The 24906-nt window shown below is 64.9% G+C and carries 26 protein-coding genes; 13 read left to right on the top strand and 13 right to left on the bottom strand.

The window, feature by feature from the left end:
• Position 1: 1 nt before the first annotated feature.
• The 7 genes from ACTEK7_RS02835 to pncA form a co-directional block, all read right to left on the bottom strand.
• Positions 2–1639 (bottom strand): ABC transporter substrate-binding protein, encoded by a 1638-nt coding sequence (locus ACTEK7_RS02835; RefSeq protein WP_036012375.1) that lies wholly within the window; start codon positions 1637–1639, stop codon positions 2–4.
• A gap of 28 nt (positions 1640–1667) precedes the next feature.
• Positions 1668–2483, bottom strand: a complete 816-nt coding sequence (locus ACTEK7_RS02830) for a sugar phosphate isomerase/epimerase family protein (protein ID WP_036012362.1) — start codon at positions 2481–2483, stop codon at positions 1668–1670.
• 455 nt (positions 2484–2938) lie between these two features.
• On the bottom strand, positions 2939–4222 hold the full coding sequence (locus ACTEK7_RS02825) for a DUF1236 domain-containing protein (RefSeq protein ID WP_225148767.1): 1284 nt from the start codon (positions 4220–4222) through the stop codon (positions 2939–2941).
• Positions 4223–4326: 104 nt separating this feature from the next.
• On the bottom strand, positions 4327–4710 hold the full coding sequence (locus tag ACTEK7_RS02820; protein ID WP_225148766.1) for a GrlR family regulatory protein: 384 nt from the start codon (positions 4708–4710) through the stop codon (positions 4327–4329).
• 31 nt (positions 4711–4741) lie between these two features.
• Positions 4742–6775, bottom strand: coding sequence for an NAD(+) synthase (locus ACTEK7_RS02815; protein ID WP_225143747.1), 2034 nt, complete (start codon positions 6773–6775; stop codon positions 4742–4744).
• Between the two features lie 142 nt (positions 6776–6917).
• Positions 6918–8033 carry an alpha/beta fold hydrolase gene (locus ACTEK7_RS02810; RefSeq protein WP_225148765.1) on the bottom strand — a complete coding sequence of 372 codons (1116 nt, stop codon included), beginning with the start codon at positions 8031–8033 and terminating at the stop codon, positions 6918–6920.
• A gap of 16 nt (positions 8034–8049) precedes the next feature.
• Positions 8050–8676 carry a bifunctional nicotinamidase/pyrazinamidase gene (gene pncA, locus ACTEK7_RS02805; RefSeq protein WP_036028076.1) on the bottom strand — a complete coding sequence of 209 codons (627 nt, stop codon included), beginning with the start codon at positions 8674–8676 and terminating at the stop codon, positions 8050–8052.
• Positions 8677–8942: 266 nt separating this feature from the next.
• Here pncA and glk point away from each other — a divergent pair, with 266 nt between their 5' ends.
• Complete coding sequence (gene glk, locus ACTEK7_RS02800; RefSeq protein ID WP_225148764.1) at positions 8943–9914, top strand: glucokinase; 972 nt, start codon at positions 8943–8945, stop codon at positions 9912–9914.
• A 139-nt stretch (positions 9915–10053) separates the two neighbouring features.
• Positions 10054–10266 (top strand): hypothetical protein, encoded by a 213-nt coding sequence (locus ACTEK7_RS02795; protein WP_036012396.1) that lies wholly within the window; start codon positions 10054–10056, stop codon positions 10264–10266.
• 33 nt (positions 10267–10299) lie between these two features.
• On the opposite strand, the gene ACTEK7_RS02790 is transcribed toward ACTEK7_RS02795, so the two are convergent.
• Positions 10300–10677, bottom strand: coding sequence for a response regulator (locus ACTEK7_RS02790; RefSeq protein ID WP_036012398.1), 378 nt, complete (start codon positions 10675–10677; stop codon positions 10300–10302).
• Positions 10678–10789: 112 nt separating this feature from the next.
• Positions 10790–11593, bottom strand: coding sequence for a Spy/CpxP family protein refolding chaperone (locus tag ACTEK7_RS02785; protein WP_225148763.1), 804 nt, complete (start codon positions 11591–11593; stop codon positions 10790–10792).
• 477 nt (positions 11594–12070) lie between these two features.
• On the opposite strand from ACTEK7_RS02785, the gene ACTEK7_RS02780 reads away from it, so the two are divergent.
• The 6 genes from ACTEK7_RS02780 to ACTEK7_RS02755 all read left to right on the top strand — a co-directional run bounded on the left by ACTEK7_RS02780 (position 12071) and on the right by ACTEK7_RS02755 (position 18188).
• A complete protein-coding gene (locus ACTEK7_RS02780; protein ID WP_036012401.1) occupies positions 12071–13411 on the top strand; it encodes an ABC transporter substrate-binding protein in 1341 nt (446 codons plus the stop codon).
• Positions 13412–13532: 121 nt separating this feature from the next.
• Complete coding sequence (locus ACTEK7_RS02775) at positions 13533–14471, top strand: carbohydrate ABC transporter permease (protein WP_057029220.1); 939 nt, start codon at positions 13533–13535, stop codon at positions 14469–14471.
• Positions 14471–15382, top strand: coding sequence for a carbohydrate ABC transporter permease (locus ACTEK7_RS02770; protein WP_225148762.1), 912 nt, complete (start codon positions 14471–14473; stop codon positions 15380–15382). Before ACTEK7_RS02775 ends, ACTEK7_RS02770 begins: the two co-directional genes overlap by 1 nt.
• A gap of 20 nt (positions 15383–15402) precedes the next feature.
• Positions 15403–16503: an ABC transporter ATP-binding protein gene (locus ACTEK7_RS02765; RefSeq protein ID WP_225148761.1), complete on the top strand. Its 1101-nt coding sequence runs from the start codon at positions 15403–15405 to the stop codon at positions 16501–16503.
• A gap of 37 nt (positions 16504–16540) precedes the next feature.
• Positions 16541–17530: a hydroxyacid dehydrogenase gene (locus ACTEK7_RS02760; protein ID WP_225138492.1), complete on the top strand. Its 990-nt coding sequence runs from the start codon at positions 16541–16543 to the stop codon at positions 17528–17530.
• Between the two features lie 166 nt (positions 17531–17696).
• Positions 17697–18188, top strand: coding sequence for a hypothetical protein (locus ACTEK7_RS02755; protein ID WP_036028083.1), 492 nt, complete (start codon positions 17697–17699; stop codon positions 18186–18188).
• Positions 18189–18192: 4 nt separating this feature from the next.
• Here ACTEK7_RS02755 and ACTEK7_RS02750 read toward each other — a convergent pair whose 3' ends face one another.
• Positions 18193–18690 (bottom strand): DUF1993 domain-containing protein, encoded by a 498-nt coding sequence (locus ACTEK7_RS02750; RefSeq protein ID WP_225143752.1) that lies wholly within the window; start codon positions 18688–18690, stop codon positions 18193–18195.
• A 301-nt stretch (positions 18691–18991) separates the two neighbouring features.
• On the opposite strand from ACTEK7_RS02750, the gene ACTEK7_RS02745 reads away from it, so the two are divergent.
• Both ACTEK7_RS02745 and ACTEK7_RS02740 read left to right on the top strand, forming a co-directional pair.
• On the top strand, positions 18992–19852 hold the full coding sequence (locus ACTEK7_RS02745) for a DUF2147 domain-containing protein (protein WP_474807376.1): 861 nt from the start codon (positions 18992–18994) through the stop codon (positions 19850–19852).
• A 178-nt stretch (positions 19853–20030) separates the two neighbouring features.
• Positions 20031–20387 carry a hypothetical protein gene (locus ACTEK7_RS02740; RefSeq protein ID WP_225115000.1) on the top strand — a complete coding sequence of 119 codons (357 nt, stop codon included), beginning with the start codon at positions 20031–20033 and terminating at the stop codon, positions 20385–20387.
• Positions 20388–20526: 139 nt separating this feature from the next.
• Here ACTEK7_RS02740 and ACTEK7_RS02735 read toward each other — a convergent pair whose 3' ends face one another.
• Together ACTEK7_RS02735 and ACTEK7_RS02730 are read right to left on the bottom strand one after the other, a co-directional pair.
• Positions 20527–20931 (bottom strand): (R)-mandelonitrile lyase, encoded by a 405-nt coding sequence (locus tag ACTEK7_RS02735; protein ID WP_036012436.1) that lies wholly within the window; start codon positions 20929–20931, stop codon positions 20527–20529.
• Between the two features lie 23 nt (positions 20932–20954).
• Positions 20955–21653 carry a ribonuclease activity regulator RraA gene (locus ACTEK7_RS02730; protein ID WP_036012452.1) on the bottom strand — a complete coding sequence of 233 codons (699 nt, stop codon included), beginning with the start codon at positions 21651–21653 and terminating at the stop codon, positions 20955–20957.
• 257 nt (positions 21654–21910) lie between these two features.
• Here ACTEK7_RS02730 and ACTEK7_RS02725 point away from each other — a divergent pair, with 257 nt between their 5' ends.
• The 3 genes from ACTEK7_RS02725 to ACTEK7_RS02715 are packed head-to-tail and all read left to right on the top strand — an operon-like array spanning position 21911 to position 24479.
• A complete protein-coding gene (locus tag ACTEK7_RS02725; RefSeq protein WP_225148735.1) occupies positions 21911–22642 on the top strand; it encodes a 5-oxoprolinase subunit B family protein in 732 nt (243 codons plus the stop codon).
• Positions 22639–23676, top strand: coding sequence for a 5-oxoprolinase subunit C family protein (locus ACTEK7_RS02720; RefSeq protein WP_225148734.1), 1038 nt, complete (start codon positions 22639–22641; stop codon positions 23674–23676). The genes ACTEK7_RS02725 and ACTEK7_RS02720 overlap by 4 nt, the downstream gene beginning before the upstream one ends.
• Positions 23677–23708: 32 nt before the next feature.
• Complete coding sequence (locus ACTEK7_RS02715) at positions 23709–24479, top strand: LamB/YcsF family protein (RefSeq protein ID WP_225148733.1); 771 nt, start codon at positions 23709–23711, stop codon at positions 24477–24479.
• Positions 24480–24588: 109 nt separating this feature from the next.
• Here the strand turns inward: ACTEK7_RS02715 and ACTEK7_RS02710 are convergent, their stop codons facing one another.
• Positions 24589–24741: a hypothetical protein gene (locus tag ACTEK7_RS02710; protein WP_036028094.1), complete on the bottom strand. Its 153-nt coding sequence runs from the start codon at positions 24739–24741 to the stop codon at positions 24589–24591.
• Between the last annotated feature and the right edge of the window lie 165 nt (positions 24742–24906).

The following is a 24906-nucleotide window of genomic DNA, read 5'->3' as shown; positions in this document are numbered from 1 at the left end:
TTTAGACCTCGAAATTGCCGGCGCGGAAATCCATCGCGAAGGCGGGCGCTGCCTTCCACTTGATCGATTTCGGCTTGGCCGTGAAGGTCGCGTTCTGGTGCAGCACCGTGTAGGCGGGATCTTCGCGCTCGGCGATCTCGAGCATGCGGCGGAACGCCTTCTTGCGCGCGGCCCGGTCGGTCGAGGTCTCCAGGAATTCGGAGAGCGTGTTCAGCTCGGCATTGGTCCATTCGCCGATCTGCTGCTGCTGGCCGTTCGGCCCGTGCTGGGCGACCAGCGACGACACCGGATCGTTGAAGGCGGCCGAGTTCGACCAGTCGCGCACGGCGCGTGCCGGCCCGCGCTCCATGATCTGCGACCAGTTCTCCTTGGTCTCGATCTGCACGTTGAGCCCGACCGATTTCCACATCTCGACCAGTATCTGCGCGGTCGCGACCTGGTTGGTGTAGTAGTTGTTGAGCAGGCGGTACGGGATCGGGTCGCCCTTATAATTGGCCTGCTTGAGCAGATCCTGCGCCAGCTTCGGATCATAGGCCGGCACGTTCCAGTCGGCGTTGAACATGTCGCCGTAGAATTCCCATTGCAGACCCTTCGGCACACGGGTGCGGCCGGCCCACAGGCTGTCGACGATCGCCTGGCGATCGATCGCGTGAGTGAAGGCGCGCCGCACCAGCGGATTGGCGAGCACGGCGTGGTTCTTGTCGAACACGGTAAGGCGATGATTCTGAATCGTGCCGCCCTGCACTTCGAAGGCGGAATTCTTCTCGATGCCGGCAATCTGGTCCGGCGGGATGTCGCAGGCGAACTGGTATTCGCCCGAGAGCAGTCCGTTGATGCGGCTGGCGACCTCAGGCACTTCGAGGAAGCGGATGCGCTTGAGCGGCGGCCGGCCGCCCCAATATTCGTCGTGGGCTTCCAGCGTCAGCGAGACGTCGGGCTTGAGCTCGACGACCCTGTAGGGGCCGGTCGTCACCGGCTTGCGGGCCCAGTCGAGATAGCTCGCCGCCTCTTCCCAGGCGCGGCGGTTCATGATGTCGGAGCCGTAGCGCGACAGCCGGCCTTCGATCGTGACGTCGGGTGTCGCGTTGTAGAAGCGCACCGTGTACTTGTCGACGGCATCGACGCGCACCAGGTCCGGCCAGATGCGGCGGGCGACCGCGGGGACGTCCGGCGGCAGCTCCTTGCCCGGGCGCGGCGTCGGGATCTTCTCGAACGCCTTGATGGTGGAGCGGTTCTTGGCCTCGGTCTCGCCGAACATGCGTTCGCGGCTGAAGGTGAAGACGACGTCTTCCGCCGTCAGCTCGTCGCCATTGTGGAACTTGACGCCCTGGCGCAGCTTCACCTCGACGGTCTGGTCGTCGATGCGGCGCCATTCGGTGGCAAGGCCCGGCACAGCTTCGAGCTTGCCGCGCCAGTTCTTGGAGATCAGGCCTTCCCAGATCGAGGAGAAGAACACGCGCTCGCCGACATTGGACTGCTCACGCAGCACGTCGAGCACGTTCGCATTCGTGACCTTCTGCACGGCGACCGTCACCGACGGACGGTTGTCGGCTTGCGCGATGGCAAAACGCGGCAGCAGCAAGGTGCTTGCGGCGGCGCCGCCGGATTTCAGGATGGTGCGACGGGTGAGCTTGCTCATGATGTGACCCTGCCCTTTGTGATTGCGGTTATTCGGCGAGACCGAGCGCGGCGAGATGCGCCGCGCCCTTGCGGACATCGTCGTGGTTGCGGAGTTCGAGGATCAGCCGCGGATTCGACGTCAGCCGTCCTAGCGCGCGGAATACGGCGACCCAGGGAATGTTGCCCTCGCCCGGCGCCCAGTGCCGGTCGGCAAAGCCGTCGGTGTCCTGCAGGTGCACATGCGTCAGCATGTCGCCGGCGGTCTCGACGTAATAGTCGACCGGCGGCGCGCCGGTGGAGATGTGCGCATAATTGGCGTGCCCGGTGTCGAGCGAGACGCGGACCTTGCTGCTTTCCAACGCCTTGGCGAGGCGCACGCGGTCGCGCGGATCCTTGTCCTCGATGTTCTCGATGACGATCTCGCAGCCGATCGTCTCGGCACGCGCAATCACCTCGGCGAGCGTCGCCTTGACGCGCTCGACGATATTGGCGCGATTGTCGGGATAGAGATCGAGATTGTTGTGGTCCCAGGTCGTGAAGGGCGAGTGGATTACCATCTGCGTCGCGCCGAGGAACTCGGCGGCCTCAAGGCCCTGCAGCAGGCGCTTAGTCACCGCCTGGCGGATCATCGGATCGTGGCTGTCGATCTTGAAGCCCCAGAACGGACCGTGGATGCCGAGCCGGCCGGTGTGCCCGGTGAGCATCTGCTTGATCTCGCTAGCGGTTGCGCGCCAGTCGCTATCGAGCAGATCGGCGCGGAAGAAGTCCTGGATTTCCAGATCGCGCTGCTTTTCGAGAAGCCAGTCACGATGCGCGGGGATCGATTTGATGGACAATGCGGCGCCCAGCACCGGCTTCGACATGGCATGCTCCTTCGTCGTCAGCGATGACGGGAGCAGCGCTAGACCAGTTCAATGACAGGCCCGTGAAATGCGCATTCCGCAGCGTGGACGAGATGTGGACATCCTGCCCGCGCGTGCTGCGGTTCAAGCAAAAGCGATCGCTCCGAGCGATGCCGAATGGGCACATGGCAAGCGCCATCGTGTCCGTAGTGATCCGGAATGGAATCCTAGCCGTCCTTCGCGTACATCGCGGGACATCGATCGGCGGCCACTTCCACGGGCATCATCCTCTGATCGCGCTACATGGGGTTGGGGGACCACATGGGGCGGGGGATTGAAGGCTGGGGCAAGGTGACGAGGTCCGGACTCCTAGGCACTCCGGACCTCGAAACTTTTTAGATTGAACGCAGCAACGCGCCGTCCGGTGGGGCATCCGGGCGGCGCGTTGTCGTTTCAGAGCCTCTTTGTTTCGGCGCTTAGCGTGTCTGCGGCTCCAGCGTCACCGTGCAATCGCCCTGCCCTTGCGTCGCGACCACGATGTTGCCCGCGGGAGCGCCGAGAGCGATCGGCGTGGACGAGCCGCCGCCAGGCATCTGGACGATCACGCTGAGGGAATCGGTGCGCGCAGTCGAGCCCACGGTGGTCGGCTCCGCCTGGGCGACGTTGCCGGAAGCATCACGTCGCATGATCTGGCAGTTCACCATGGTGTTTCCGCCGGCCGCCGCCATGCCTGACGACGAGGAGGTGCTGCCACCCATTTGGGCCCGGGCCCGCGACGGATCGCGGGGTACCTGGCTGACGATGCGATGCGAGCGCGGCTCCACGATAATGACCTCGTCTTCCGTCGTGAAATATTCGTAGCCGCGATATGCAGGCTCGATCGAGACGATCTCGGGCGGCAGCCGATGCAGACGCACGCGCGAGGGAATCGTCTCGCCGACCCGGATCGAGATGTTCAGATTGCGCTCCGGCTGCGCCAGGCGTGCGCGGCTCACCGTTTCGGAGATCCGCACCTGCCTCTCGGTCGTCACCTGGGCCTGCTGGTTGACCTGCGTGTTGGTCTGCGTGGTCTGATTGGCCTGGTTGGTCTGCGTGCCCGTGGAGCCGGGCGCGGTCTGTGCGTTGTTGGTCGGTGCCGCGCGGCTGGTATCCGTCGCAGTGGCCGGCTGGTTGCTCTGTTGCTGCTCGGCGGCACTGCGCGGCGGCTGGGCCTGGTTGCGCTCGTTCTGGTTGGCTGTAGCTCCGGTGCGCTCGTTCTGCTGGCCAGCCGGACCAGTCGTCGGGCCAGTCTTGGATCTCTCGGATTCGGCGGTTGATTTCTGCGGCGCAGCCTTGTCCTGCGCAGCCTTGTCCTGCTTGGTTTCCGCACCGCTCTTGCCCGCATCGCGTCCGGGCTTGGTGCTCTCGGCCTCCCGGTTGCGATCGCGCGAAGGCTCACGAGAGTCTTGTGCCTGGTCCCTCGCCTTCGGTTGATTGCGCTCCGAGGCCGTCGCCGGCTGGCGCTTGTCGTCACTTGCCTCGCTCTTGGCAGCGCCGCCTCGATCCTCGCGGCCTGCGCCCTGAAGCCGCTCTTGGGCGCCTTGCGCGCGCTCTTGAACGCGTTCTTGAGCCGCACCACCGCGCTGCGGAGAAGCGCCCTTGGCCGGCTCCTCGGTCCGTTTCGGCTCGTCCCTGCGCTCACCGGGCGCCTGGGCATAGGCAAGGCCGGATGCGAGCATGAGCCCGACGGCCGCAGTCGATAACATCAAATGTTGACGCATGGTCCCTCTCCTCGACAATTCGCAACAATAAACGCGAACGTTCTGTTCGTACGAAGGTTCCTGAGCAGGAACGCAGTCGTGGAGGTGAGCCAATCAAGTCGCCATTACATCGCATCCTTCAGCGTCAGTCGCGCCGTGAACGTCACGCTGGTCTTGCCGACCAGCGCCATGCCTTCGACTTCCGCACCGCCGGGGAAATAGTCGCCGGAAAAGCCGCAGGTGACCTCCCTGCCGCCGAATGCAAGCGTCCTGCCGACCGCCTCGGTGTGCTGATTGACGATCATGTCGCCCCGCCACTTGCCGTTCCGGAAGGTGTAGCTGCCGGTGTAGTAGAAGTAGCTGTCGCCGCCCATGATGCGGCCGTCGCTGAGCACGACCACGCCCCTGGCCTGCCCACGCTTGCCGTCCCGCATCTCGATGTCGAAGATGTAGAGGCCGTTGACGACCCTGGCCTCCTCACCCGCTTCCGCTTTATCGCCAGCTGACATCCGATCATCCCCCACCGATCCGTTGTCCCGATCAGTTCGGCACGTTCCGCTCGAGATCCTCGAGCCATGCCGCTGCACTCGAATCCGAGGGCGCGCGCCAATCGCCGCGCGGCGACAATGAACCGCCGGCCGAGACCTTCGGCCCGTTCGGCATGGCCGAGCGCTTGAACTGGCTGAAGGCGAAGAAGCGGCGCAGGAACACCTCGAGCCAGCGGCGGATATCCGGCAGGTCATAGGCCCGGCGCCGATCGCTCGGGAAGGCCGGTGGCCATTCGCCCTTGGCAACGTCCTTCCATGCCTGAAGCGCCATGAAGGCGATCTTGGACGGCCGCATGCCGAAGCGCAGCGTATAGAACAGGTTGAAGTCCTGCAGCTCGTAAGGTCCGACGGACGCTTCCGTGCTCTGCGGCTTCTGGCCGGCCTCGACGGGCACAAGTTCCGGCGAGATCTCGGCCACAAGGATCGAGCCAAGCGTCCGGTTGACGTCGTCGCTGAACTGCTTGGAGGAGATCACCCAGCGGATCAGATGCTGGATCAGCGTCTTCGGCACGCCGGCGTTGACGTTATAATGCGCCATCTGGTCGCCGACACCATAGGTGCACCAGCCGAGCGCGAGCTCGGAGAGATCGCCGGTTCCGATCACGATGCCGCCGTGATGGTTGGCGAGCCGAAACAAATAATCCGTGCGCAGGCCAGCCTGCACGTTCTCGAAGGTGACGTCGTAGACCTTCTCGCCCTTGCCGAAGGGATGGCCGATATCCTTCAGCATCTGCGTCGCCGTGGTGCGGATGTCGAGCTCCTGCCAGCTCGTCTGCAACGCCTTCATCAGCGCGAGCGCGTTGGTCTTGCTCTCGCTGCCGGTGGCAAAGCCCGGCATGGTGTAGGCCAGGATGTTCTCGCGCGGCAGGCCGAGCAGGTCGACCGCCTTGGCGGCGACGATCAGGGCGTGGGTGGAATCGAGGCCGCCCGACACGCCGATCACCACGCGCTTGGTACCGGTGGCGCGCATGCGCTGCACCAGCCCGGCGACCTGGATGTTGTAGGCCTCGTAGCAGTCCTGCTCGAGCAGGCTCTCATCGCTCGGCACGAATGGAAAGCGCTCGACCTTGCGCAGGAAGCCGATATCGGCGGCCGGCGGCTTCAGGGCAAATGTCACCTTGCGGAAAAACGCCTCGCGCTGCCGCCGGTTGTCGTCGAACGTTCCCATCAGCGCGCGCTCCTGCCGGAGCAGGTCGAGGTCGACGTCAGCCAGCGTGATCTGGCCGCCCTGGCGGAACCGCTCACCCTCGGCCAGCAGCACGCCGTTCTCGTAGATCGAGGTCTGACCGTCCCAAGCGAGATCGGTGGTGGATTCTCCGGCCCCGGCCGCGGAATAAACGTAAGCCGCGAGGCAGCGCGCCGAGGTCGATTGGCACAGCAACGCGCGCGAGCGCGCCCGGCCGATCGTGATCGGGCTGCCCGAGAGGTTGATCAGCACGCTCGCGCCCGCAAGCGCGAGCTCCGAGGCCGGCGTCACCGGGATCCACATGTCCTCGCAGATCTCGACGCCAATGGTGAGGCCCGGAACGTCCTCGGCCGCGAACAGGAGATCAACGCCGAACGGCGCATGCAGGCCGCCAAAGGCGATGGTCTCACCGGCGATGCCGGCGCCGGAGGCGAAATGCCGTCCCTCGTAGAACTCGCGATAGGTCGGCAAGTAAGATTTCGGCACGACGCCGAGGACGTTGCCGCGATGAATGACGACGGCGCAGTTGTAGATGCGATTGCCGAAGCGCAGCGGCGCCCCGACGATCAGGACCGTCATCAGCCCCGCCGAGGCCGCAACGACGCTTGCAAGCCCGCGCTCGACCGCATCAAGCAGCGGATCCTGCTTTACCAGGTCCTCGATCGCATAACCGGACAGGCACAGCTCGGGAAACACCGCGACCGCGACCGACTGCTCATGGCAGGCATTGGCCGCCGCCAACACGGCCTTCACGTTGGCGCTGGGATCGGCGACGTGGGAGGTGGTCACGCAGGCTGCCACGCGCGCAAATCCGTGGGCGTAAATCGAGTGGAAAGTCATCGAGCGCAGTACCCTCAAATCTCTCGCCGGCGGCCACCGCCGTCAGCTCCGGTCATATTTAGCCCATCGATCTGGCCCCGTGCAGGCCATCCGCCGTCATGCATAACGGATTTGCGCCCCATCCGGTCCAGTGCCGGCGAGGTCAGGCGCTGCGGGCCAGCACGCCGGGCAGATCGCCGCGCAGCCACCCGGCGATCCGGGGCCAGGCATGCGCATGGGTGCGCGCGCCCATGAACAGGCCGAGGTGGTTGCTGGGCTCGGATGCCGCTGCAACGAAGGCAGGTGGCGTACCGACGAGCCCCGCGGTGGCCAGCGCTTGCGTCGCTGGCACTACATCGTCGTCGAGGCCGGCGAGCAGGAAGATCGGCGCCTTGACGTCCTTCAGATCGATCGGGCGCCCGAGCGCGACGAAACGGCCCTCGGCGATGCGGTTCTCCCGGAAGATCGCGTTGACGATCTCGAGATAATAAGTGCCCGGCAGGTTGAGCGTCTCGGTGTTCCAGCGGTCGAACCGCGCCAGCAGCTCGGAGCCCTGCTCGTCCGAGAGATCCCGCTGCAATGCCGTCCTGATATCGTCGTTGTCAGGGGTTTTGGACCAGAAGCGCAGCATCTCCTCGCCGCTGACATTGCCGCCGCCGCGCGCGACGAGCTGGTCATAGACCAGCTCGGGCGCGTTGCGGGCGAGCCGGGCCAGCGAGGACTCGATCGACAGGTCCACGGGAGCACCGACCAGAACCACCCGCCGCACCTTGCCTGGAAAGCGCGCGGCATAGAGCAGCGACAGCCACCCGCCCTGGCACAGCCCGACGAGATCGACCGGCGCGCCGATCTCGTCGATGGCGACGTTGAGATCGCCGAGATAGCTGTCGATCGAGAGATAGCGCATGTCCGGCGTCGCTGACCGCCAGTCGGTGAGATAGATCCGGTCGATGCCGCCGTTTTGCAGCGACTGCACCACGCTGTGGCCTGGGGCGAAATCGGCGATCAGGGCCCGGTGCAGCGCATAGGGCGCGCAGACTAGCGCCGGCTGGCCCGACCGGGTCTGCGAGCAATCGCGCAAGCGCATCGTTGCGAGCTCCAGCGCAATGCGGCTCGGAGTCGTCCATGGCAGGCTGCTGTCACCCTGTTGCTCGGGTGCCCGCTCCAGCCACCACAAGCAGGCGTCCATGGCGAGCTGCGCTGCGGCAAACGGCCAGAGCCGCGGATCATCAGGAGCCTGCGCTGGCCCACGTGGCGGTTTGGCGGTTTTGTCCACCATGGCTACCTCGACATCCTCACAGAAACGCCTCGAGGCTCACGACGGCAATGCCGAGGTCCCGAAAACTCCGATGGGTCGCCGCGACCGAGCCGTCGAGATCGATGCCGCGACAGGCATCCTCGATGACGGCCACCTCCAACCCTGCCTTGCGCGCATCTTCCGCCGAGAAGCGGACGCAGAAGTCCAGCGCCAGACCTGCGACAAAGACGGTCTTCAGCTCGCGTTCGCGCAAATAACCAAGCAATCCGGTCGGTGTCCGATGGTCGTTCTCGAACAACGCCGAATAGGAATCGATGCCGCGGCGAAAGCCCTTGCGCACCACGAGGCTTGCCCGTGTCACGTGGAGATCGCGATGAAATTCCGCGCCGGCCGTGCCTTGCACGCAATGCGTCGGCCACAGCACCTGCCGGCCATAGTCGAGCTCGATGGTCTCGAACGGCTGCTTGCCGGCATGGTTCGGCGCGAACGAGACGTGGTCGCTCGGATGCCAGTCCTGGGTCAGCACCAGATTGGCGAATTTTTGGGCGATCCTGTTGATGGCGGGCACGACCTTCTCGCCCCCTGGTACCGCCAGCGCCCCGCCGGTGCAGAAGTCGTTCTGCACGTCGATCACCAGCAACACGTCGCGGTCGGAAATCTTCATCGCCGTCCCATTTCGATCTGCCGGGCGCGACGGCGCCGGGCGACCACCTCAGTGTCGGCCTTCCCGCGCGGCTTCGCAACCACTGGCACGCGCGGCAGCTGCGCGAATTGGTCACCCTGGCCGCCACGATGCAACGGTTTGACCTCGTCCGTGTTGACTAGGCGCACCCAAGCGCAGATTCTCGCACCGCCCGCGCCAGGCGGATCGGGTCGAAGCAGCGGAGGACAGGGCTGCCAGGGCCTGAAGGTCGTGGCGGCGATGAGGCCATGAATATCGGCAAGACCGGAAAAATTCTTCTCGCCGATATCGGCGGCACCAATGCGCGCTTCGCGCTGAGCCCGAGCGGTCAGACCGGACCGATCGACTATGTCAAGGTCGCCGACTTCCCGACCGTGCGTGAAGCCATCGCGGACGTTTTGGCGCGCCGGTCCAACGGCGAGCAGCCCCATCGGGCGGTGCTGGCCGTGGCTGGTCCCGTCACCAACAATCGCTGCGTCATGACCAACAGTCCCTGGGTCATCGACGGCAACGAGCTGCAGCCCGCGCTTGGCTTCGACAGCGTCCATGTGCTGAACGATTTCGAGGTCGTGGCCTGGTCCCTGCCCGCCTTGGAGCCTTCAGACCTGGTCCCACTCGGCGGCGGCGACGGCTTGGCCGGCGAGCCGTTGCTGGTCGTGGGGCCTGGAACCGGATTTGGTGTGTCCTGCCTGGTCGACCGCCATGGTTCGCGACTGGCCGTCGTCACCGAGGCTGGACATGCGACCCTGCCGGCGGAGAACGAGCGCGAGGAGCGCGTGATCGCCTGCTTGCGGCAGCGCCTCGGCCATGTCTCGATCGAGCGCGGTGCCCTCTCGGGCTCGGGGCTGCAAAACCTGTATGAAGCGTTGGCTGAGATCGACGGCGTTCAGGTGCCGCATCGCGATGCCGCCGGGATCACCAAGGCGGCCCTGGAGAACAGCTGTCCGGTCAGCCGCGCGACGCTCGAAATGTTTTGCGCCATCCTCGGCTCGGTCGCCGGCAATCTCGCGGTGACCTTCGGCGCCCGCGGCGGCGTCTATGTCGCCGGCGGAATCGTGCCGCGCTTCCGCGAGTTCCTCGCCGCCTCTGCGTTCCGGGCACGCTTCGAAGCCAAGGGACGGTTCCAGGATTATTTGCGCAACATCCCGACCAGGCTCGTGATCAAGCCCGATGCGAGCTTCCTCGGCCTGACGACGTTTGCCGAGCACAATTCCGGCTGAGTAGCGGTCTCAGGCGGCGAGTTCCCGTCATGCACAGCTGATTTGCGGCGCACCTGCGGTTCCACGCAGGTTCTGCTTGCCTGTGTGTTCCCGATGAGAAACAATCTACCCGTGTGTGGCGTAGTTGCGGGGGCGTGACATGCGTAAGCAGGATTCGGGTTTCGACTATCACCGCTATCACCGCCTGTTGCGCGAAGCGGACAGCGAAGACAAGCGGCTGGCGCTCATCGAGCTCCTGATCGAGGAAAAGGCCCGCGACCAGCTGGCTGCCCAGCGCGCTTCGGACCGCGCGGCCATGACGGCTCATACCATTGCAAGGGTGCTGAGGAACGGCCGCAGCCCTGGCGGTTGAGTTCTTCCCGCCAGGCGGCAAAAGCGCGATCGGTCAGCTCGGGATAGTGGCTGACGGCTCGGGAAACATCGAATCGATCATCGCCTTGAGCTGATCCATCGCGATCGGCTTGCGCAGGATCGGCCTGCGCCGGAGCAAGGACGGCAGCAGTTCCGGACCGTAGCCTGTGGCGAACAGAAACGGTTTTCCACGACGTTCGATCAAATCGGCGACGGGGTCGACATAGACGCCCATCAGATTGATGTCGAGGATGGCCAGATCATACTGCGCGGTCATGGCAAAGGCGCTGGCGTCGCGCACATTGTCTGCCTCCGCAACGACGTGGTGGCCGAGTTCCTCCACCATGTCGGCGATCATCATCCGGATCAACGCCTCGTCTTCGACCAGGAAAACGGAGAGTCCGTCCGCCATATCAACCCCGCAATCAGCCGTGCGAAGCTAAGCATAACCGAATTGCGCTGTAGATACACGAATTCGTGGCGGGCGCCGTTAATTCACACGCGCCCGAACCGATTCAACTTGATCAATCCAGTCCGCGCTCGTGGCTGAGCCGCACCATCGCCTGGATGAACACCTGCTTCTGCTTGTCGTCGAGGCTCGAAAAGAGCGGCTCGGCGGCATCGGCGACGTTGCGCTGATCGCCGGCGCGATCGATCAGGAACTGGGCCTCGTTGCGCATCTGCTCGATGATGTCGTCGGGCGGATCGCGCTTGGCGCGCGCAATCCTCAGGTTGAGCCGCTCTGCGCCATTATGCCCGAGGTAGTGCATCGCGCTCGAGAATCCGTACCAGTGCTTCTCCTGATCCGGCGTGAGATTCAGCTCGCTCTTGATCCGTTCGATGTAGGAATCGCTGTTCGCGACGATCTGCTCGGCAGTCAGCTGCGGCGCACCGGGCTGGGTCAGAACCGTGACTTCCTTGTTGTCTTTACCCTTGTTGTCCTGCGGCGCGTTCTTCGCCTCCTTGGTCGCCTTGGCGCTCTTGCCCTTGGCGCTCTTGGCATCCTTGTCCTTGGCCCCGCCCTGCTGCTTGGAATCCTTAGCCGCGTCCTTGCCGGTCTCCTTGGGCGGCGGCGCCTGATTGCCGGTGTTGGTGTTGCCGACACCGAGCACGCCGGTGAAAACGCCGACCACGCCGCCGATGGCGCCACCGAGCACACCACCGACCGGACCTGCCGCCTTGTTGCCGGCCGCGGCGCCTTCCTGAACGCCCTTGACCAGACCTTGAGCATTCGCCACCGCGCCGGCCCCGAGCAACAGCGCGAGCATAGACCCCAGCGCCAGGCATCGCCGCAGATGAAGCCGCGCTGGTGCCGCCGGTTTGATCATTCTCGTCTCCATCATCGATCTGGCCTGTCAGCGAGGATCAGCCGCTAGGCGCAACTCTATCGTTTCCGCCACTTCGAGGTCCAGACGCGGCCGATTGCTGTCCACGCCCGAAAGGTCTTTCAAGCGAAGCGGTTATCCAGCCTCTTGCGAAACTGAGGCGCAATTGCGCACGGCAGCGTTCGAGGCCGTTTGGCGCGAAGTGTGCGTCGCAAAAAAAACACCGTGCGCTGCGCCTGCGGCCCTATCGCCTTGCCAGACGTTGCGACCTTTCCGGGCACAACATGAGTTTTGGACGCGGAGCCGTTCGGCTTTCTCGACAGACGCGATCAATCATGATCTGATCGCGCTACCAATTTGCTGCGACAGGCGTGAATTGCCCACGCGGGCCGACGGCACCAACAAGAAAATCGACAACAAGAACTCAAGAAAGAAGTCTCAGAGGAAACTCCAACAACAACACCCAAGCGAGGAAACGAGATGTCACGCAAGACACTGACGCGACGTCAATTTGTGGCTGCCACTGCAATGTCCTCCGCGGCGCTGATCTCGGCGCCCTATGTCCGGGGCGCTTACGCCGCCGGCAAGCTCTCGATCGGCTTCTGGGACCATTGGGTGCCGGGCGCCAACAAGGCCTCGACCGAGCTCGTCAACGAATGGGCGGCGAAGGAGAAGGTCGAGATTTCAATCGACTACATCACAAGCCAGGGCAAGAAGATCGAGCTCACCATCGCGGCCGAGGCGGCGGCGAAATCAGGTCACGATGTCCTGGCAATGCCGACATGGTGGCCGCACGCCCATGCCGAACTGCTCGAGCCGGTCAATGACATCATGGAGCCGATCATCAAGCAGAACGGCGACGTGAACGGCACCGTCAAATATCTGGGACGGGCCGGCAACAAATGGCTTGCGGTGCCCGCAACAATCGGAAGCCAGATCAAGGGGCCCTGCTCCCGCATCGATCTCCTGAAGAAGTTCGCCAATATCGATATCCAGGAAATATATCCGGCGGGCAGCCAGCCCAAGGCCGACAACTGGAACATGGAGACATTCCTGAAGGCGGCCGAGGCCTGCCAAAAAGGCGGCGTGCCCTTCGGCATCGGCCTGGGCGAGACCACCGACAGCACCGACACTGCCGGCGCCATCTTCCAGTCGTTCGGCGCTGAGCTGGTCAATGCCAAGGGCGATCTCACGGTGAAGACGGACGCGGTTCGCCAGGCGCTCGAATTCTACAAGAAGCTTATCGCGGTCCTGCCGCCCGACGTCGCCGCCTGGGATGACGCCTCCAACAATAAGTGGCTGATCTCCGGCAAAGGCGCGCTGATCATGAATCCTCCGAGCGCGTGGGCGGTCGCCAAGCGCGACGCGCCGCAGGTCGCAGAGCAGTGCTGGACCCACGGCATGCCGTCCGGTCCGAAAGGCCGTTATGCGCCCTACCTGCCTTATTTCTGGGGGACCTGGAGCTTCTCCAAGAACAAGGAAGCGGCGAAGAGCCTGCTCACGCATCTGTCGCAGCCGTCATCGATCGAGAAGTTCGTGGCCGCGAGCGGCGGTTACGACCTGCCGGCCTACGCGAACATGACGACGCTGAAGACCTGGCAGGAGGAAGGGCCGCCGAAGGGCACCCTTTATCACTACCCCAATCCCCACAATCACCAGACGCTGTCGATTGCGGCCTCTCCTGCTCCGCCCAAGATCGCCCAGCAGATCTACGCGCAGGCCACGCTGACCAAGATGTGCCTCCGCTACGCGCAGGGCGAGAAGATGGAGGCGACGCTCGCTTGGGCGGAAGGCGAGTGCGAAGGCTTCATGCGAAGCTGAGACAGAGACGGGCGGCTCACGCTGGACGTGAGCCGCCCGGTCTAGCTGCCGCCACAAGCATCAATTTCTGAAGCCGGTTCCGCCGGCTTCCGTGCGAACGATCCTGCGAGGAAGATCCATCATGGCTGATGCCGTAGTTCGGCAACCCGGCGTCGCCCGGCCTGCGAGCGCCCACAAACGTGCAAGCCTGCACAACGCCCTGAGGCGGAAATCGACCGTGGCGTTCCTGATGACGCTGCCGCTGATCCTGCTGATCACGCTGCTCGTGGTCTATCCGGCCTTCTATTCGCTGCATCTGGCAACGCTGAACAAGTCGATGCAGAAGTTTGTAGGCTTCGGCAATTTCGAGTTCCTGTTCAGGCGCGACACATTCTGGCTGGTGGTCAAGCAATCCTGCATCTTCGCCATCACGGCCGTGGTCTTCAAGGCCCTGATCGGATTCGTCGTCGCGCATTTCGTTCACAACATTCCGGCCAAGGGCCAGCGCAAATGGCGCGGCATGCTGCTCGTGCCCTGGGTGATCCCGCCCGCGATGAGCACGCTTGCCTGGCTCTGGCTGTTCGACCCGTCCTATAGCGCCTTCAATTACACACTTGCATTTTTCGGTATCGGGCCCATCCCGTGGACCGGCGACGCCGCCTGGGCGCGTTTCGCCGTGATCCTGGTCAACGTCTGGTATGGCGCGCCCTTCTTCATGATCATGTATCTGGCCGCCCTAAAATCGGTGCCCGATCAGCTCTACGAGGCCGCCGCCATCGACGGCGCCAATTGGTGGCAGCGCATCTGGTATGTGACGCTGCCGATGATGCGCAACATCATCGCGATCACCACGCTGTTCTCCCTCATCGTCACCTTCGCCAATTTCGACATCGTGCGCATCCTGACCGCGGGAGGCCCGCTGGATCACACCCATATCTTTGCGACATGGGCGTTCCGGGTCGGCATCGAGGGCAGCGACATTCCGCTCGGCGCCAGCGTCTCGCTGTTCATGGTGCCGATCCTGGCGGTCGCCGCAATCTTCATCCTTCGCGACGTCAACAAACGCGGGAACGAGGCCTGATGAGCATCATGACAATCGACAAGGCCGGACCGCGCCGCAACGTCAAATACGGCAGCATGAGCCGCGACCGCGCCTGGGCGCTGCGCTGGTCCTACTTCTTCCTGGTGCTGTTTGCGATCTTCTCGCTGACGCCGCCACTCTACATGCTGATCACCTCGCTGAAGAGCAGCGCCGAGATTTCGGCGGCGACCAACCCTTGGTGGGTGTTCCATCCGACGCTGGACAACTATGCCGAGCTGCTGACGTCCAACCAGTTCCTGCGCTTCTTCTGGAATTCGGCGTGGGTCTCGATCATCGTGGTGACCCTCACCATGCTGATCAGCGTGCCGGCCGCGTTCGCGCTGGCACGCATGAAGTTCTGGGGCTCGGCGACACTCGCCACCGGCGTGTTCCTCACCTACCTCGTCCCCGACAGCCTGCTGTTCATTCCGCTATTCAAGATGTTCGCGCTGATCGGCGACTGGACGGGAGTCCAGCTGATCAACAGATGGTACGTGCTGCTCTTCATCTATCCGACGCTGACGGTCCCGTTCTGCACCTGGATCATGATCGGCTACTTCGCCTCGATCCCCAAAGAGCTCGACGAGGCCGCCATCATCGATGGAGCGTCCTGGTTTCAGACACTGACGCGGATCTTCATTCCGGTCGCGCTGCCCGGGCTGATTGCCGCGACCATCTTCGCCTTCACCGTATCCTGGGCGCAATTCCTCTATCCACTCGTGTTCACGACCTCAACGGACCAGCTCGTTCTGCCGGTCGGCATCATCACCACGCTGATCAAGGGCGACGTCTTCAATTGGGGACAGATCATGACCGGCGCGCTGCTCGGAGCCGCGCCGCCGCTCATCATCTACGCCTTCCTGATGGACTACTACATTGCCGGCCTTACCGCCGGTGCGACAAAGGGTTGAAAGCGGAGGGTTGAACTGAAATGGCCGACGTTTCCTTGCGGAAGGTAGTCAAGCGTTACGACGATGTCGAAGCCGTGCGCGGCATCGACCTCGACATCGCCGACCATGAGTTCATTGTGCTGGTCGGCCCCTCCGGCTGCGGCAAGTCGACCACGCTGCGCATGATCGCAGGCCTCGAGGACATCAGCGACGGCGACATCATGATCGGCGGCGATATCGTGAACGATGTGCCGCCGAAGGACCGCGACATCGCCATGGTGTTCCAGAACTACGCGCTCTACCCGCATATGACGGTCGCGGAGAACATGTCGTTCGGGCTGCGGCTGAAGCACTATCCCAAGGCCGAGATCAAGGCGCGGGTGACCGAAGCCGCCCGCCTCCTCGACATCACCGATCTGATCGACCGCAAGCCGAAGCAGCTCTCCGGCGGCCAGCGCCAGCGCGTCGCCATGGGCCGGGCCATCGTGCGCAATCCCAAGGTCTTCCTGTTCGACGAGCCGCTGTCCAATCTCGACGCGAAGCTCCGCGTGCAGATGCGGATCGAGATCAAGAAGGTGCACCAGAAGGTGCGCACCACGACGGTCTACGTCACCCACGACCAGGTCGAGGCGATGACGCTGGCCGACCGTGTCGTTGTCATGAACAAGGGCAAGATCGAGCAGATCGGCACGCCGAACGAGCTCTACCACAAGCCGGCGACGCGCTTCGTTGCCGGCTTCATCGGCTCGCCCGCGATGAACTTCATCCCGTGCCGGCTCGAGGATGTCGGCGGCACGCTTCAGATTCGCCTCACCGACCGCCTCGCCTTCGCGCTGCCGCCGGCCCGCGCCGCGCGCTACAACGCGCTGCCACGCACCGACAAGCTGCTGCTCGGCCTCCGTCCCGAGCATCTCACCGAGTGGCATGCGCATCTGGCGCCCGGGGTCGAGACCTTCGACACCGTGCTCGACGTCACCGAACCGATGGGCATGGAGACGCTGGTCTATTTCGGGCTCGAGGGCACGCCGGTCTGCGGCCGCGTCGATCCCAATGCCGGCGCCAAGGACGGGGCACCCATGCGCCTGGCGATGGACCTCAACAACATGCACCTGCTAAATGAGGAGACCGGCGTCGTGTTGTGACGCCGCGATCCAAGAAAAGCGAGCAGGTAGGGGAGCGATGGCGACCAACAAGAAGAAGATTTTCGTTACGCAGACTTTGTCGCAAGGGGCTCGCGCCCTCCTCACCCAGCGGGACGATATCGAGCTCGTCGAGTTTCCGAACCTGATCTCGGCGAAGGATTTCGAGGCCTTGTTGAAGAGCCATGCGCCGGTCCATGGCGTGGCGCTGGGCGCCACCGCCTTCGGCGAGACCGAGCTCGAGGCCGCGCGTGACATGAAGGTGGTAACCCGCATCGGCGTCGGCTACGACGCCGTCGACGTGCCCGCCCTCTCCCGCCGCAAGGTGCCGCTGATGGTCGCCGGCAGCGCCAATTCGCCCTCGGTTGCGGAGGCGGCGCTGTTCATGATGCTGACGCTGGCTAAGCGCGCGCAGGAGCTGCATTCCTGCGTCAAGGAGGGCACCTGGGCCGACCGGCTCGGCATGCTGCCGTTCGACCTCTACGGCAAGACCGTGCTGATCATCGGCTTCGGCCGCATCGGCAGCCGCACAGCGAAGCGCTGCCTGGCGTTCGAGATGAAGGTGCAGGTCTACGATCCCTACAAGGACGCCGCCGACATTAGGGCGGCCGGATGCGAGCCGGTCACCGACCTCGATGCCGCGCTGCCTCACGCCGACTTCGTCACCATCCACTGCCCGAAGACGCCGGAGACCGTCGGCCTGTTCGATGCCGACAGGATCGGCCGCATGAAGGATAGATCCTACCTCATCAATACCGCGCGCGGCGGCATCGTGAAGGAAGCGGCGCTCTATGACGCACTGACGTCCGGAAAGCTCGCCGGCGCCGGCATCGACGTGTTCGAGGTGGAGCCGCCGCCGGTCAGCAACGCGCTGTTCGCGCTGCCCAACGTCATCATGGCCCCGCACGTGGCCGGCGTCACGGTCGAGGCGGTGAGCCGCATGAGCGAGCAGACCGCGCGCAATATTTTGAGCGTGCTGGACGGCGATCCCATCAGGCAGAACGTCATCAACCAGGACGTGCTGGGCTGAGATTATGAAGGTCGGCGCGCGCTCGCCCGCCTTCGGAAGGCCAGAAAGCGTCCCATTTTGGTGCAGATCGGGCCCCAACTCAGCCTTAATCAAACGCGCGTAATGGGCTTGAAACGCGGCGGCGGTGGGACAGACTGGCCGGCGCGGCGAGCTGGAGGATGGACCCTTGTCAGAGATCGACCCGACCGACCACGCGCTGGCGACCATCGCCAGCATCCTGGAGCACCCCGAGCCCGTTCTCGTCATTCGCCAGACCGAGACCGAAATCGTGGTCGCCGGAGAGCGTGAGCACATCGCGTCGGACGAGCCGCCGATCGTGGACGAGCATCCGGTGATCGACGAGCATCCCGTGGTCGAGGAGCAGCCGCTGGCGCCGGAGCACACCGATGCCGATGGCTACAGCAAGGTTGGTCCCGGACCCATGGTCGCGATCCGTCTGAAATGGACGGTTCATCGCGGCGATGACGGCCAGTACTATGTCCACGAGACCATCGGCGAGCAATCCGCGCCCGTGGTCAGCGGTCCCATGACGAGCGAGGCCGCGGTGCGCTTCGTCGACACCCAGCAAGACGAGGCGCAGCGGCGCTTCGAGCTGCTGCGCAGCGAGATCGCCGGCCGCAGCTCGCTCGCCGATTACGAACGCAAGGGCGAAGCGTAAGACCTCACTTCCTGCCGAGATAATCCTTCTTCACCAGCTCGACGCCGGCGTGCCGGAGCAGGTCGTAGGCCGTGGTGACGTGAAAGAAGAATTGCGGGACGCTGAACGTCAGCAGCAGCGTCCGCCCGGTGAAGGGCAGCTCGGTGCCGTTCTTCAATCTGAAGAAGACATTCCGATCCGCCGCCACATCGATCTCCGCGCGCGGCAGGCTCTCGATGAACTCGATCGACGTTGCGATGCGCGCCTGCAGCCCGGCCATGTCATGCTCCAGCGCCGGCAGCGTCACCGGCTCGCACTGCGCCAGCAGGGCCGGCGCGACCGTGGCATGGCGGCAGGCCTCGCCGACCTGCTGGGCGAGGTCATACATGTTCGGCGCAAGGCGCATGCCGAGCAAAATCGCCGGATCAAACTTCCGGGCCTCGGCATACGCGACGCCCTTGTCGAGCAGCGCCGACAGGTTACGCAAATAGGGCACGAACAGGCCGACCGAGGCCTCGTAGATCGAGATCGTCACTTCAAGGATTCCCTTCGATTTCTGCCTTCCGAGTTGTCCGCTTTTCGGTCGACCAGTGGCTGCACATTGCCATGGAAGACGGCGCCTGCAAGAAGATCTACCCGGCCTGGTTCGATAAGGCCGTGTCCTTCCGTCGCTTTGCCTCGCCAAACTTTGGACCGGCTCCGGGCCTATTGAACCCGGAACCGCCGGGAGACGACTCACAGCAACGACAGTGATCTAGATCACTTTTTGCAAGCGAGCCGGCGCGTAAGCGTCGGTGCGGGGACCACCTGTTCAGGAGACGGAAATGAGGAAGCTGTTGGCCACGGCCGCATTCCTTTTGGCGAGCACTGCCGCGCAGGCGCAGTACACGTTTGAATATGGCGGGCGCACCATCCGCATCGATCCGGACCGCGGCACGGTGCAGATCCCCGGCGTCTACGACAACACAGGCCAGAATAAGCCCAAGAAGGCCAAGAAGAACGAGACGGCGCCGCAGCAGGCCACGGTCGACCCGCAGGCGCCGGCTGCTCCGGCCCCAGCTCCCGCTCCTGCTGCGCCGCCCGCAGCCGTGCAGGCACCTGCGGCTGCCGCCGTCGCGCCGCCGCCTGCGCCTCCCCCGCCGGCTCCCCCGGCGGCAACGACCGCGACCAATATGCCGGCCCAAACGGCTGTGGCGCCACCACCTGCGCCGCCGCCGGCCCCTGCGCCGGTCGAGCAGCAAGCCGCGCCCGCCATGGCCCCGCCGCCCGCCCCGGCCGTGGCTGCGGCTCCGCCAGCCCCGCCACCGCCACCTGCGCCTGCTCCCGCTCGCGTTCAGGCGGCCGCAGTGCCGCCTGCACCTGCAACTGCGCCGACGCGCGACCTCAATTCGCCGGTCGGCGTCTGGCTCACCGAGGAGAAGGAAGGCAAGGTCCGCATCGAGCAATGCGGCACCAACCTCTGCGGCTATTCGGTCGACAGCAAGTCGAACCAGAACGGCGAGCAGGTGCTGATCAACATGAAGGCGGGCAAGGACCAGAAATGGTCGGGCCGCATCCTCGATCCCAACTCGGGCTCGACCTACGATTCGACGATCGCCATGAAGGGCACCGACCGGCTGCGGGTGCAGGGCTGCGCCTTCGGCGGCATGTTCTGCGGCGGCCAGACCTGGACGCGGGTGAACTGAGATCCACCTGATCGTTCTTACGCAGACAAGGGGCCCGCGATGCGGGTCCTTTGCTTTTGCGCCCTGGCGTGCCGGCGTGCGCAGGCTCACACAGCCTTCTGCGCACGTGACAGCCCTCACATCGCCGGTTCCGCACGCGTGTCACGGTCCCCCGCATGGTCAACCACAGGGGCGTGTCATGAACGTGTTTCGCAAGGCTCTATTCTCCACCGCCGTCGTCATCGCTGTCCCGCTCGCGCAGGCCGACGCTGCGACAAGCACGTTCGATGGCGCGTGGAACGTCCGCATTGCTTCATCAAGCCAGGCCTGCGGCAACGGCGCGACGGTCTCCATCGGCATCAATAATGGCCAGATCGCCTCGAGCAGCGCCGCAGTGACGGCGTCGGGGCGCGTCGCCGATGCCGGCAACATCAAGGTCACCCTGAGCACCGGCATCAAGCGTGCCGTTGGCTTCGGCCGGCTCAGCGGCGCGTCCGGCTCCGGCACCTGGCGCGGCGCCATGTGCACGGGCACGTGGACCGCGGAGAAGATTTAGGTGCCGTGTCCCGGACAAGCGGCAGCGCGAAGCGTTGCCGCGCAGAGCCGGGACCCAGTGCTCTCAGTGGGTCGAAGATCTGGGTCCCGGATCGGCGACGCATCGCCTTGGACGATGCGTCTTGTCCGGGACACGAGAGTCAGCCCACCGCCGCGCCATACTCCGCGTCGGTGACCGGCTCCAGCCAGGTCGAGTAGACGCCGTCGAGCGCTTCCTGCATGGCGATGTGGCACATGCCGTTGGTCGGCGATGCGCCGTGCCAGTGCACTTCACCCGGCGGAATCCAGACGGTGTCGCCGGGACGGATTTCCTGGACCGGGCCGCCCTTGGTCTGAACGCGGCCGACGCCCGAGATCACGTAGAGCGTCTGCCCGAGCGGATGGTGGTGCCAGTTGGTGCGCGCGCCCGGCTCGAATGCGACGCGCGAGACGTTCAGCCGTGCAGGCGCCGGCGCCATGTTGATGGGGTCCTGCCACACGGTGCCGGTGAAGTGTTCCTTCGGCGCGCGGCGGGTCGGCCGCGTGCCGGCGAGCGTGATGTCCATGAGGGTCCTCGTTCCGTTGTCCGTTACTTCTTGCTGGCGGCGTAGCGCGCCTTGGTTTCGGCGTTCATGGGATAGAGGCCCGGCAGCACCGCGCCGTTGTTCACCTCGTTGACGATCCAGGCTTCCATCCGCTCCTGCTCGACGCCCTCATTGAGGACGTGGTCGAGCATCGCCTGCGGGATCAGCACGCAGCCGTCCTGGTCGGCGACCACGATGTCGTTCGGGAAGACGGCAACGCCGCCGCAGCCGATCGGTTCGCCCCAGCCGACGAAAGTGAGGCCTGCAACCGACGGCGGCGCGGCATAGCCGTCGCACCAAACCGGCAAATTGGTGCCAAGCACGCCCTCGACGTCACGCACCACGCCGTCGGTGACAAGCGCGGTGACGCCGCGCTTGACCATGCGCGCGCAAAGGATGTCGCCGAAGATGCCGGCATCGGTGATGCCCATGGCATCGACCACGGCGATGCAGCCCTCCGGCATCGCCTCGATCGCGGTGCGGGTCGAGATCGGCGACGACCAGGATTCCGGCGTCGCCAGATCCTCGCGCGCCGGCACGAAGCGCAGCGTGAAGGCCGGTCCCACCAGCCGCGGCAGGCCCGGCCGCAACGGACGCGCGCCGCGCATCCACACATTGCGCAGGCCCTTCTTCAGCAGGACCGTGGTGATGGTGGCGGTGGTGATGCCGGCGAGGGTCTTGCGGGCTTCGGGGGACAGCGACATGGACGAGAACGAGCTCCAAGGTGCGGGACAGAACGCGCGCATCTTGCGAGCCGCGAGCTTTGCGTCAAGGGCCAAGAGGCTAGCAATTACGCAGGGCCGCAGCGCCGTTATGCGATGCGATAACAAGGCTTTATCGCTTCCCCTTGCATTAATTTATTGGACTTGCGGGCACATTTACGCGAAGCAGGGACAAGCGGAACTCAAGGTCGAGCCCGCATTCCCGAGAAGCCCGATTACGACAGCGCTCTGACAGCTCAATGGCCGCGACGCTTCCCCCGCCCCGCCTTCTGCCCAGCGGCGACAGTGCCGTCACGGTCGAGTTCAGCCGCACCATCGACGACGATGCCAACCAGCGCGTGTTGGCGCTCGACAAGGCGCTGCTAGCTGCGCCCATCGACGGCATCACCGAGACCGTGCCGACCTATCGCTCGCTGCTGGTCCATTACGATCCCGGCGAGATCGGCTTTGAGGCGCTCGGCGAAAAGATCCTCCCGATCGCCACCCGGCCGCTGCCGCCGGTCACCAAAGCGCGCCGCTGGCGCGTTCCGGTCGCCTATGGCGGCGAGCACGGCATCGACCTCGAGGACGTCGCCAAGACGTTGGGCACCACGCCGGATGACATCGTCATCAGGCATTCGGGCGGCGACTATAAAGTCGCCATGATCGGCTTCACGCCGGGCTGGTCCTATCTCAGCGGTCTCGACAAATTCCTGCACATGTCGCGGCGGCAATCGCCACGGCTGCTGACGCCATCAGGCACGATCTCGATCGGCGGCGTTCAGGCCGGCATCCAGTGCCTGGCCGCCCCGAGCGGCTGGCACCTGCTCGGCCGCACCCCGGTGCGAACCTATCAGCTCCACCGCAATCCGACCTTCCTCACCGAGCCCGGTGACCGCGTCACGTTCTACCCGATCGACCACAAGACATTCGAGGACATGGACCGCGCTGCGGAAGCCGGCGAGATCGTCGCCGAGCAGGTGGACGCATGAGCCGGCTCGTCGTTGCCAGCATCGGCCCTGCCAGCTCGGTCCAGGACGGCGGCCGCCACGGCGCGCAGCGCTACGGCTTGACCGTGAGCGGAGCGATGGACCGGCTGTCGCTTGCGGCGGCGAACACGCTGGTCGGCAACGAGCCGTTCGCGGCCGCCATCGAGATCGGCCCGTTCGGTGCCTCCTTCACCGCCCGCGACGGCGCCGTGCGCGTGGCGATATCGGGCGCGCCGCGCAATGCGGACATCGCCGGCAGCCCGGTCGCGATGGACACCTCGGTGACGCTCAAGGATGGCGAGACGCTGACGCTCGGCTTTGCCCGCGGCGGCGCCTTCACCTATCTCGCGATCGAAGGCGCCATCAAGGGCGAGACGGTGTTCGGCAGTCTTGCCGTGAACGCCCGCGCCGGCCTCGGCAGCCCCTACCCGCGCCCGCTCCAGGCCGGTGACGAGTTCACTGTGGATGCCGCCAGCGGCGCACCGGAGCTGCGCATCGAGCTGCCGAAGCCGGCGAGCGGCCCGATCCGCGTGCTGCTGGGTCCTCAGGACGACGAGTTCGACGACGCCAACAAGGCGCTGTTCTTGGACAGCGAATGGAAGATCTCGGCGACCTCCGACCGCATGGGCTACCGCCTCGAGGGCCCCGCGATCAAGCATCTGCACGGCCACAACATCGTCTCCGACGGCACGGTCAACGGCAGCATCCAGGTGCCCGGCAACGGCGCGCCGATCGCGCTGATGATGGATCGCGGCACCTCCGGCGGCTATCCGAAGATCGCAACCGTGATCACGGCCGACATCGGCCGCCTCGCCCAGACCTCGGCAGGAACCGCGTTCCGCTTCCAGGCGGTCAGCATGGCCGAAGCGCAGGACGAGGCGCGCAAGTTCGCGCAAGCGATCCGCAGCCTGCCCGATCGCCTGCGCTCCTCCGACATCGTCGCCCTCAACATCGAGGCGCTCAGCGATGCTAACGTGGCGGGCTATGCGGTCAGCGCGGTCGATGCCGGGACGTGGCAGGTCACGGCGGAGCCGTAAGCGACAACAAGACCAGAGGCGGAGAGCAACCCATGAAGACAGTCGATCTGAATTGCGACCTCGGCGAAGGTTTTGGCGCGTGGGAGATGGGCAACGACGCCGCGATGATCGAGCTGGCAAGCTCGGTCAACGTCGCCTGCGGCTTCCATGCCGGCGACCCCGACATCATGCGCCGGACGGTGGAGCTTGCGAAGGCGCGCGGCGTCTCGGTCGGCGCGCATCCCGGCTATCGCGACCTGCACGGCTTCGGCCGGCATCCGATCGCAGGGCTCAAGGCCTCCGAGATCGAGAACCTCGTCGCCTATCAGATCGGCGCGTTGCAGGCGATCGCGACTGCGGCCGGCTACAAGGTCACCCATGTGAAGGCGCACGGCGCGCTCTCCAACGTCGCCTGCGAGGACGACATGACGGCGAAGGCGATCGCCGCCGGCATCAAGGCGGTGGATCCCAGCCTGATCTTCGTCGTGCTCGCCAATTCGAAGCTGGTGAAGGCCGGCGAAGACGCCAACCTGCCGATGGTGCACGAGGTGTTCGCCGACCGCGCCTATGAGGATGACGGCAACCTCGTCTCGCGCAAGAAGCCCGGCGCGGTGCTGCACGACGCCAAGGCGATCGCCGAGCGCGTGGTACGCATGGTGCAGGACGGCGCGGTGGTGTCGGTCACGGGCAAGGTCATCAAGATGCGCACGGATACAGTGTGCATCCACGGCGACACGCCCGGCGCGGTCGAGATCGCGCGGACGTTGCGGCAGGCGTTGAAGGCTGCGGGGATCGAGGTGGCGCCGTTCAAGCGCGGAGTGTAACAAACGCTCGGTAACGTAGGGTGGATTAGCGAAGCGTAATCCACCTCTTCTGCTGCAGCCATACAAGTGGTGGGTTACGCCTTCGGCTAACCCACCCTACGCAGACACATCAAAACGGATGCACCGACAGCGTCCCGAACACGATCGCCGCGATCACCGCAAACGCGCTGTACATCGCAACGTGGTGCATGCTCGCCCCGGTCCGGCGCGAGAGCGAGCGCGCGTAGAAGTGCAGCCTGGCTTCCGCCGATAGTTCGCGCATGGTCGATCTCCAACGCCCCATTTGCGGGAGTATGAAGGAACAACCAGGGCGGGAGGCAAGACGGTGGCGTAAAAAGCGATGAGGGTTCTCTGGAGGCCCCCCATCGCAGATGCAAATTCTCTTCACCAGCAGGTTCCGAGAATCTTATTCGTTAGAATCCAAGCC

The organism is Bradyrhizobium sp. JHI2711 (assembly GCF_056156565.1).
This window is presented reverse-complemented; position numbering and strand designations above follow the sequence as displayed.

Coding starts and splice junctions, on each gene's coding strand:
- ACTEK7_RS02835 (WP_036012375.1), bottom strand. CDS start 1,639: ATGAGCAAGCTCACCCGTCGCACCATCCTGAAATCCGGCGGCGCCGCC.
- ACTEK7_RS02830 (WP_036012362.1), bottom strand. CDS start 2,483: ATGTCGAAGCCGGTGCTGGGCGCCGCATTGTCCATCAAATCGATCCCC.
- ACTEK7_RS02825 (WP_225148767.1), bottom strand. CDS start 4,222: ATGCGTCAACATTTGATGTTATCGACTGCGGCCGTCGGGCTCATGCTC.
- ACTEK7_RS02820 (WP_225148766.1), bottom strand. CDS start 4,710: ATGTCAGCTGGCGATAAAGCGGAAGCGGGTGAGGAGGCCAGGGTCGTC.
- ACTEK7_RS02815 (WP_225143747.1), bottom strand. CDS start 6,775: ATGACTTTCCACTCGATTTACGCCCACGGATTTGCGCGCGTGGCAGCC.
- ACTEK7_RS02810 (WP_225148765.1), bottom strand. CDS start 8,033: ATGGTGGACAAAACCGCCAAACCGCCACGTGGGCCAGCGCAGGCTCCT.
- pncA (WP_036028076.1), bottom strand. CDS start 8,676: ATGAAGATTTCCGACCGCGACGTGTTGCTGGTGATCGACGTGCAGAAC.
- glk (WP_225148764.1), top strand. CDS start 8,943: ATGAATATCGGCAAGACCGGAAAAATTCTTCTCGCCGATATCGGCGGC.
- ACTEK7_RS02795 (WP_036012396.1), top strand. CDS start 10,054: ATGCGTAAGCAGGATTCGGGTTTCGACTATCACCGCTATCACCGCCTG.
- ACTEK7_RS02790 (WP_036012398.1), bottom strand. CDS start 10,677: ATGGCGGACGGACTCTCCGTTTTCCTGGTCGAAGACGAGGCGTTGATC.
- ACTEK7_RS02785 (WP_225148763.1), bottom strand. CDS start 11,593: ATGATCAAACCGGCGGCACCAGCGCGGCTTCATCTGCGGCGATGCCTG.
- ACTEK7_RS02780 (WP_036012401.1), top strand. CDS start 12,071: ATGTCACGCAAGACACTGACGCGACGTCAATTTGTGGCTGCCACTGCA.
- ACTEK7_RS02775 (WP_057029220.1), top strand. CDS start 13,533: ATGGCTGATGCCGTAGTTCGGCAACCCGGCGTCGCCCGGCCTGCGAGC.
- ACTEK7_RS02770 (WP_225148762.1), top strand. CDS start 14,471: ATGAGCATCATGACAATCGACAAGGCCGGACCGCGCCGCAACGTCAAA.
- ACTEK7_RS02765 (WP_225148761.1), top strand. CDS start 15,403: ATGGCCGACGTTTCCTTGCGGAAGGTAGTCAAGCGTTACGACGATGTC.
- ACTEK7_RS02760 (WP_225138492.1), top strand. CDS start 16,541: ATGGCGACCAACAAGAAGAAGATTTTCGTTACGCAGACTTTGTCGCAA.
- ACTEK7_RS02745 (WP_474807376.1), top strand. CDS start 18,992: ATGAGGAAGCTGTTGGCCACGGCCGCATTCCTTTTGGCGAGCACTGCC.
- ACTEK7_RS02740 (WP_225115000.1), top strand. CDS start 20,031: ATGAACGTGTTTCGCAAGGCTCTATTCTCCACCGCCGTCGTCATCGCT.
- ACTEK7_RS02735 (WP_036012436.1), bottom strand. CDS start 20,931: ATGGACATCACGCTCGCCGGCACGCGGCCGACCCGCCGCGCGCCGAAG.
- ACTEK7_RS02730 (WP_036012452.1), bottom strand. CDS start 21,653: ATGTCGCTGTCCCCCGAAGCCCGCAAGACCCTCGCCGGCATCACCACC.
- ACTEK7_RS02725 (WP_225148735.1), top strand. CDS start 21,911: ATGGCCGCGACGCTTCCCCCGCCCCGCCTTCTGCCCAGCGGCGACAGT.
- ACTEK7_RS02720 (WP_225148734.1), top strand. CDS start 22,639: ATGAGCCGGCTCGTCGTTGCCAGCATCGGCCCTGCCAGCTCGGTCCAG.
- ACTEK7_RS02715 (WP_225148733.1), top strand. CDS start 23,709: ATGAAGACAGTCGATCTGAATTGCGACCTCGGCGAAGGTTTTGGCGCG.
- ACTEK7_RS02710 (WP_036028094.1), bottom strand. CDS start 24,741: ATGCGCGAACTATCGGCGGAAGCCAGGCTGCACTTCTACGCGCGCTCG.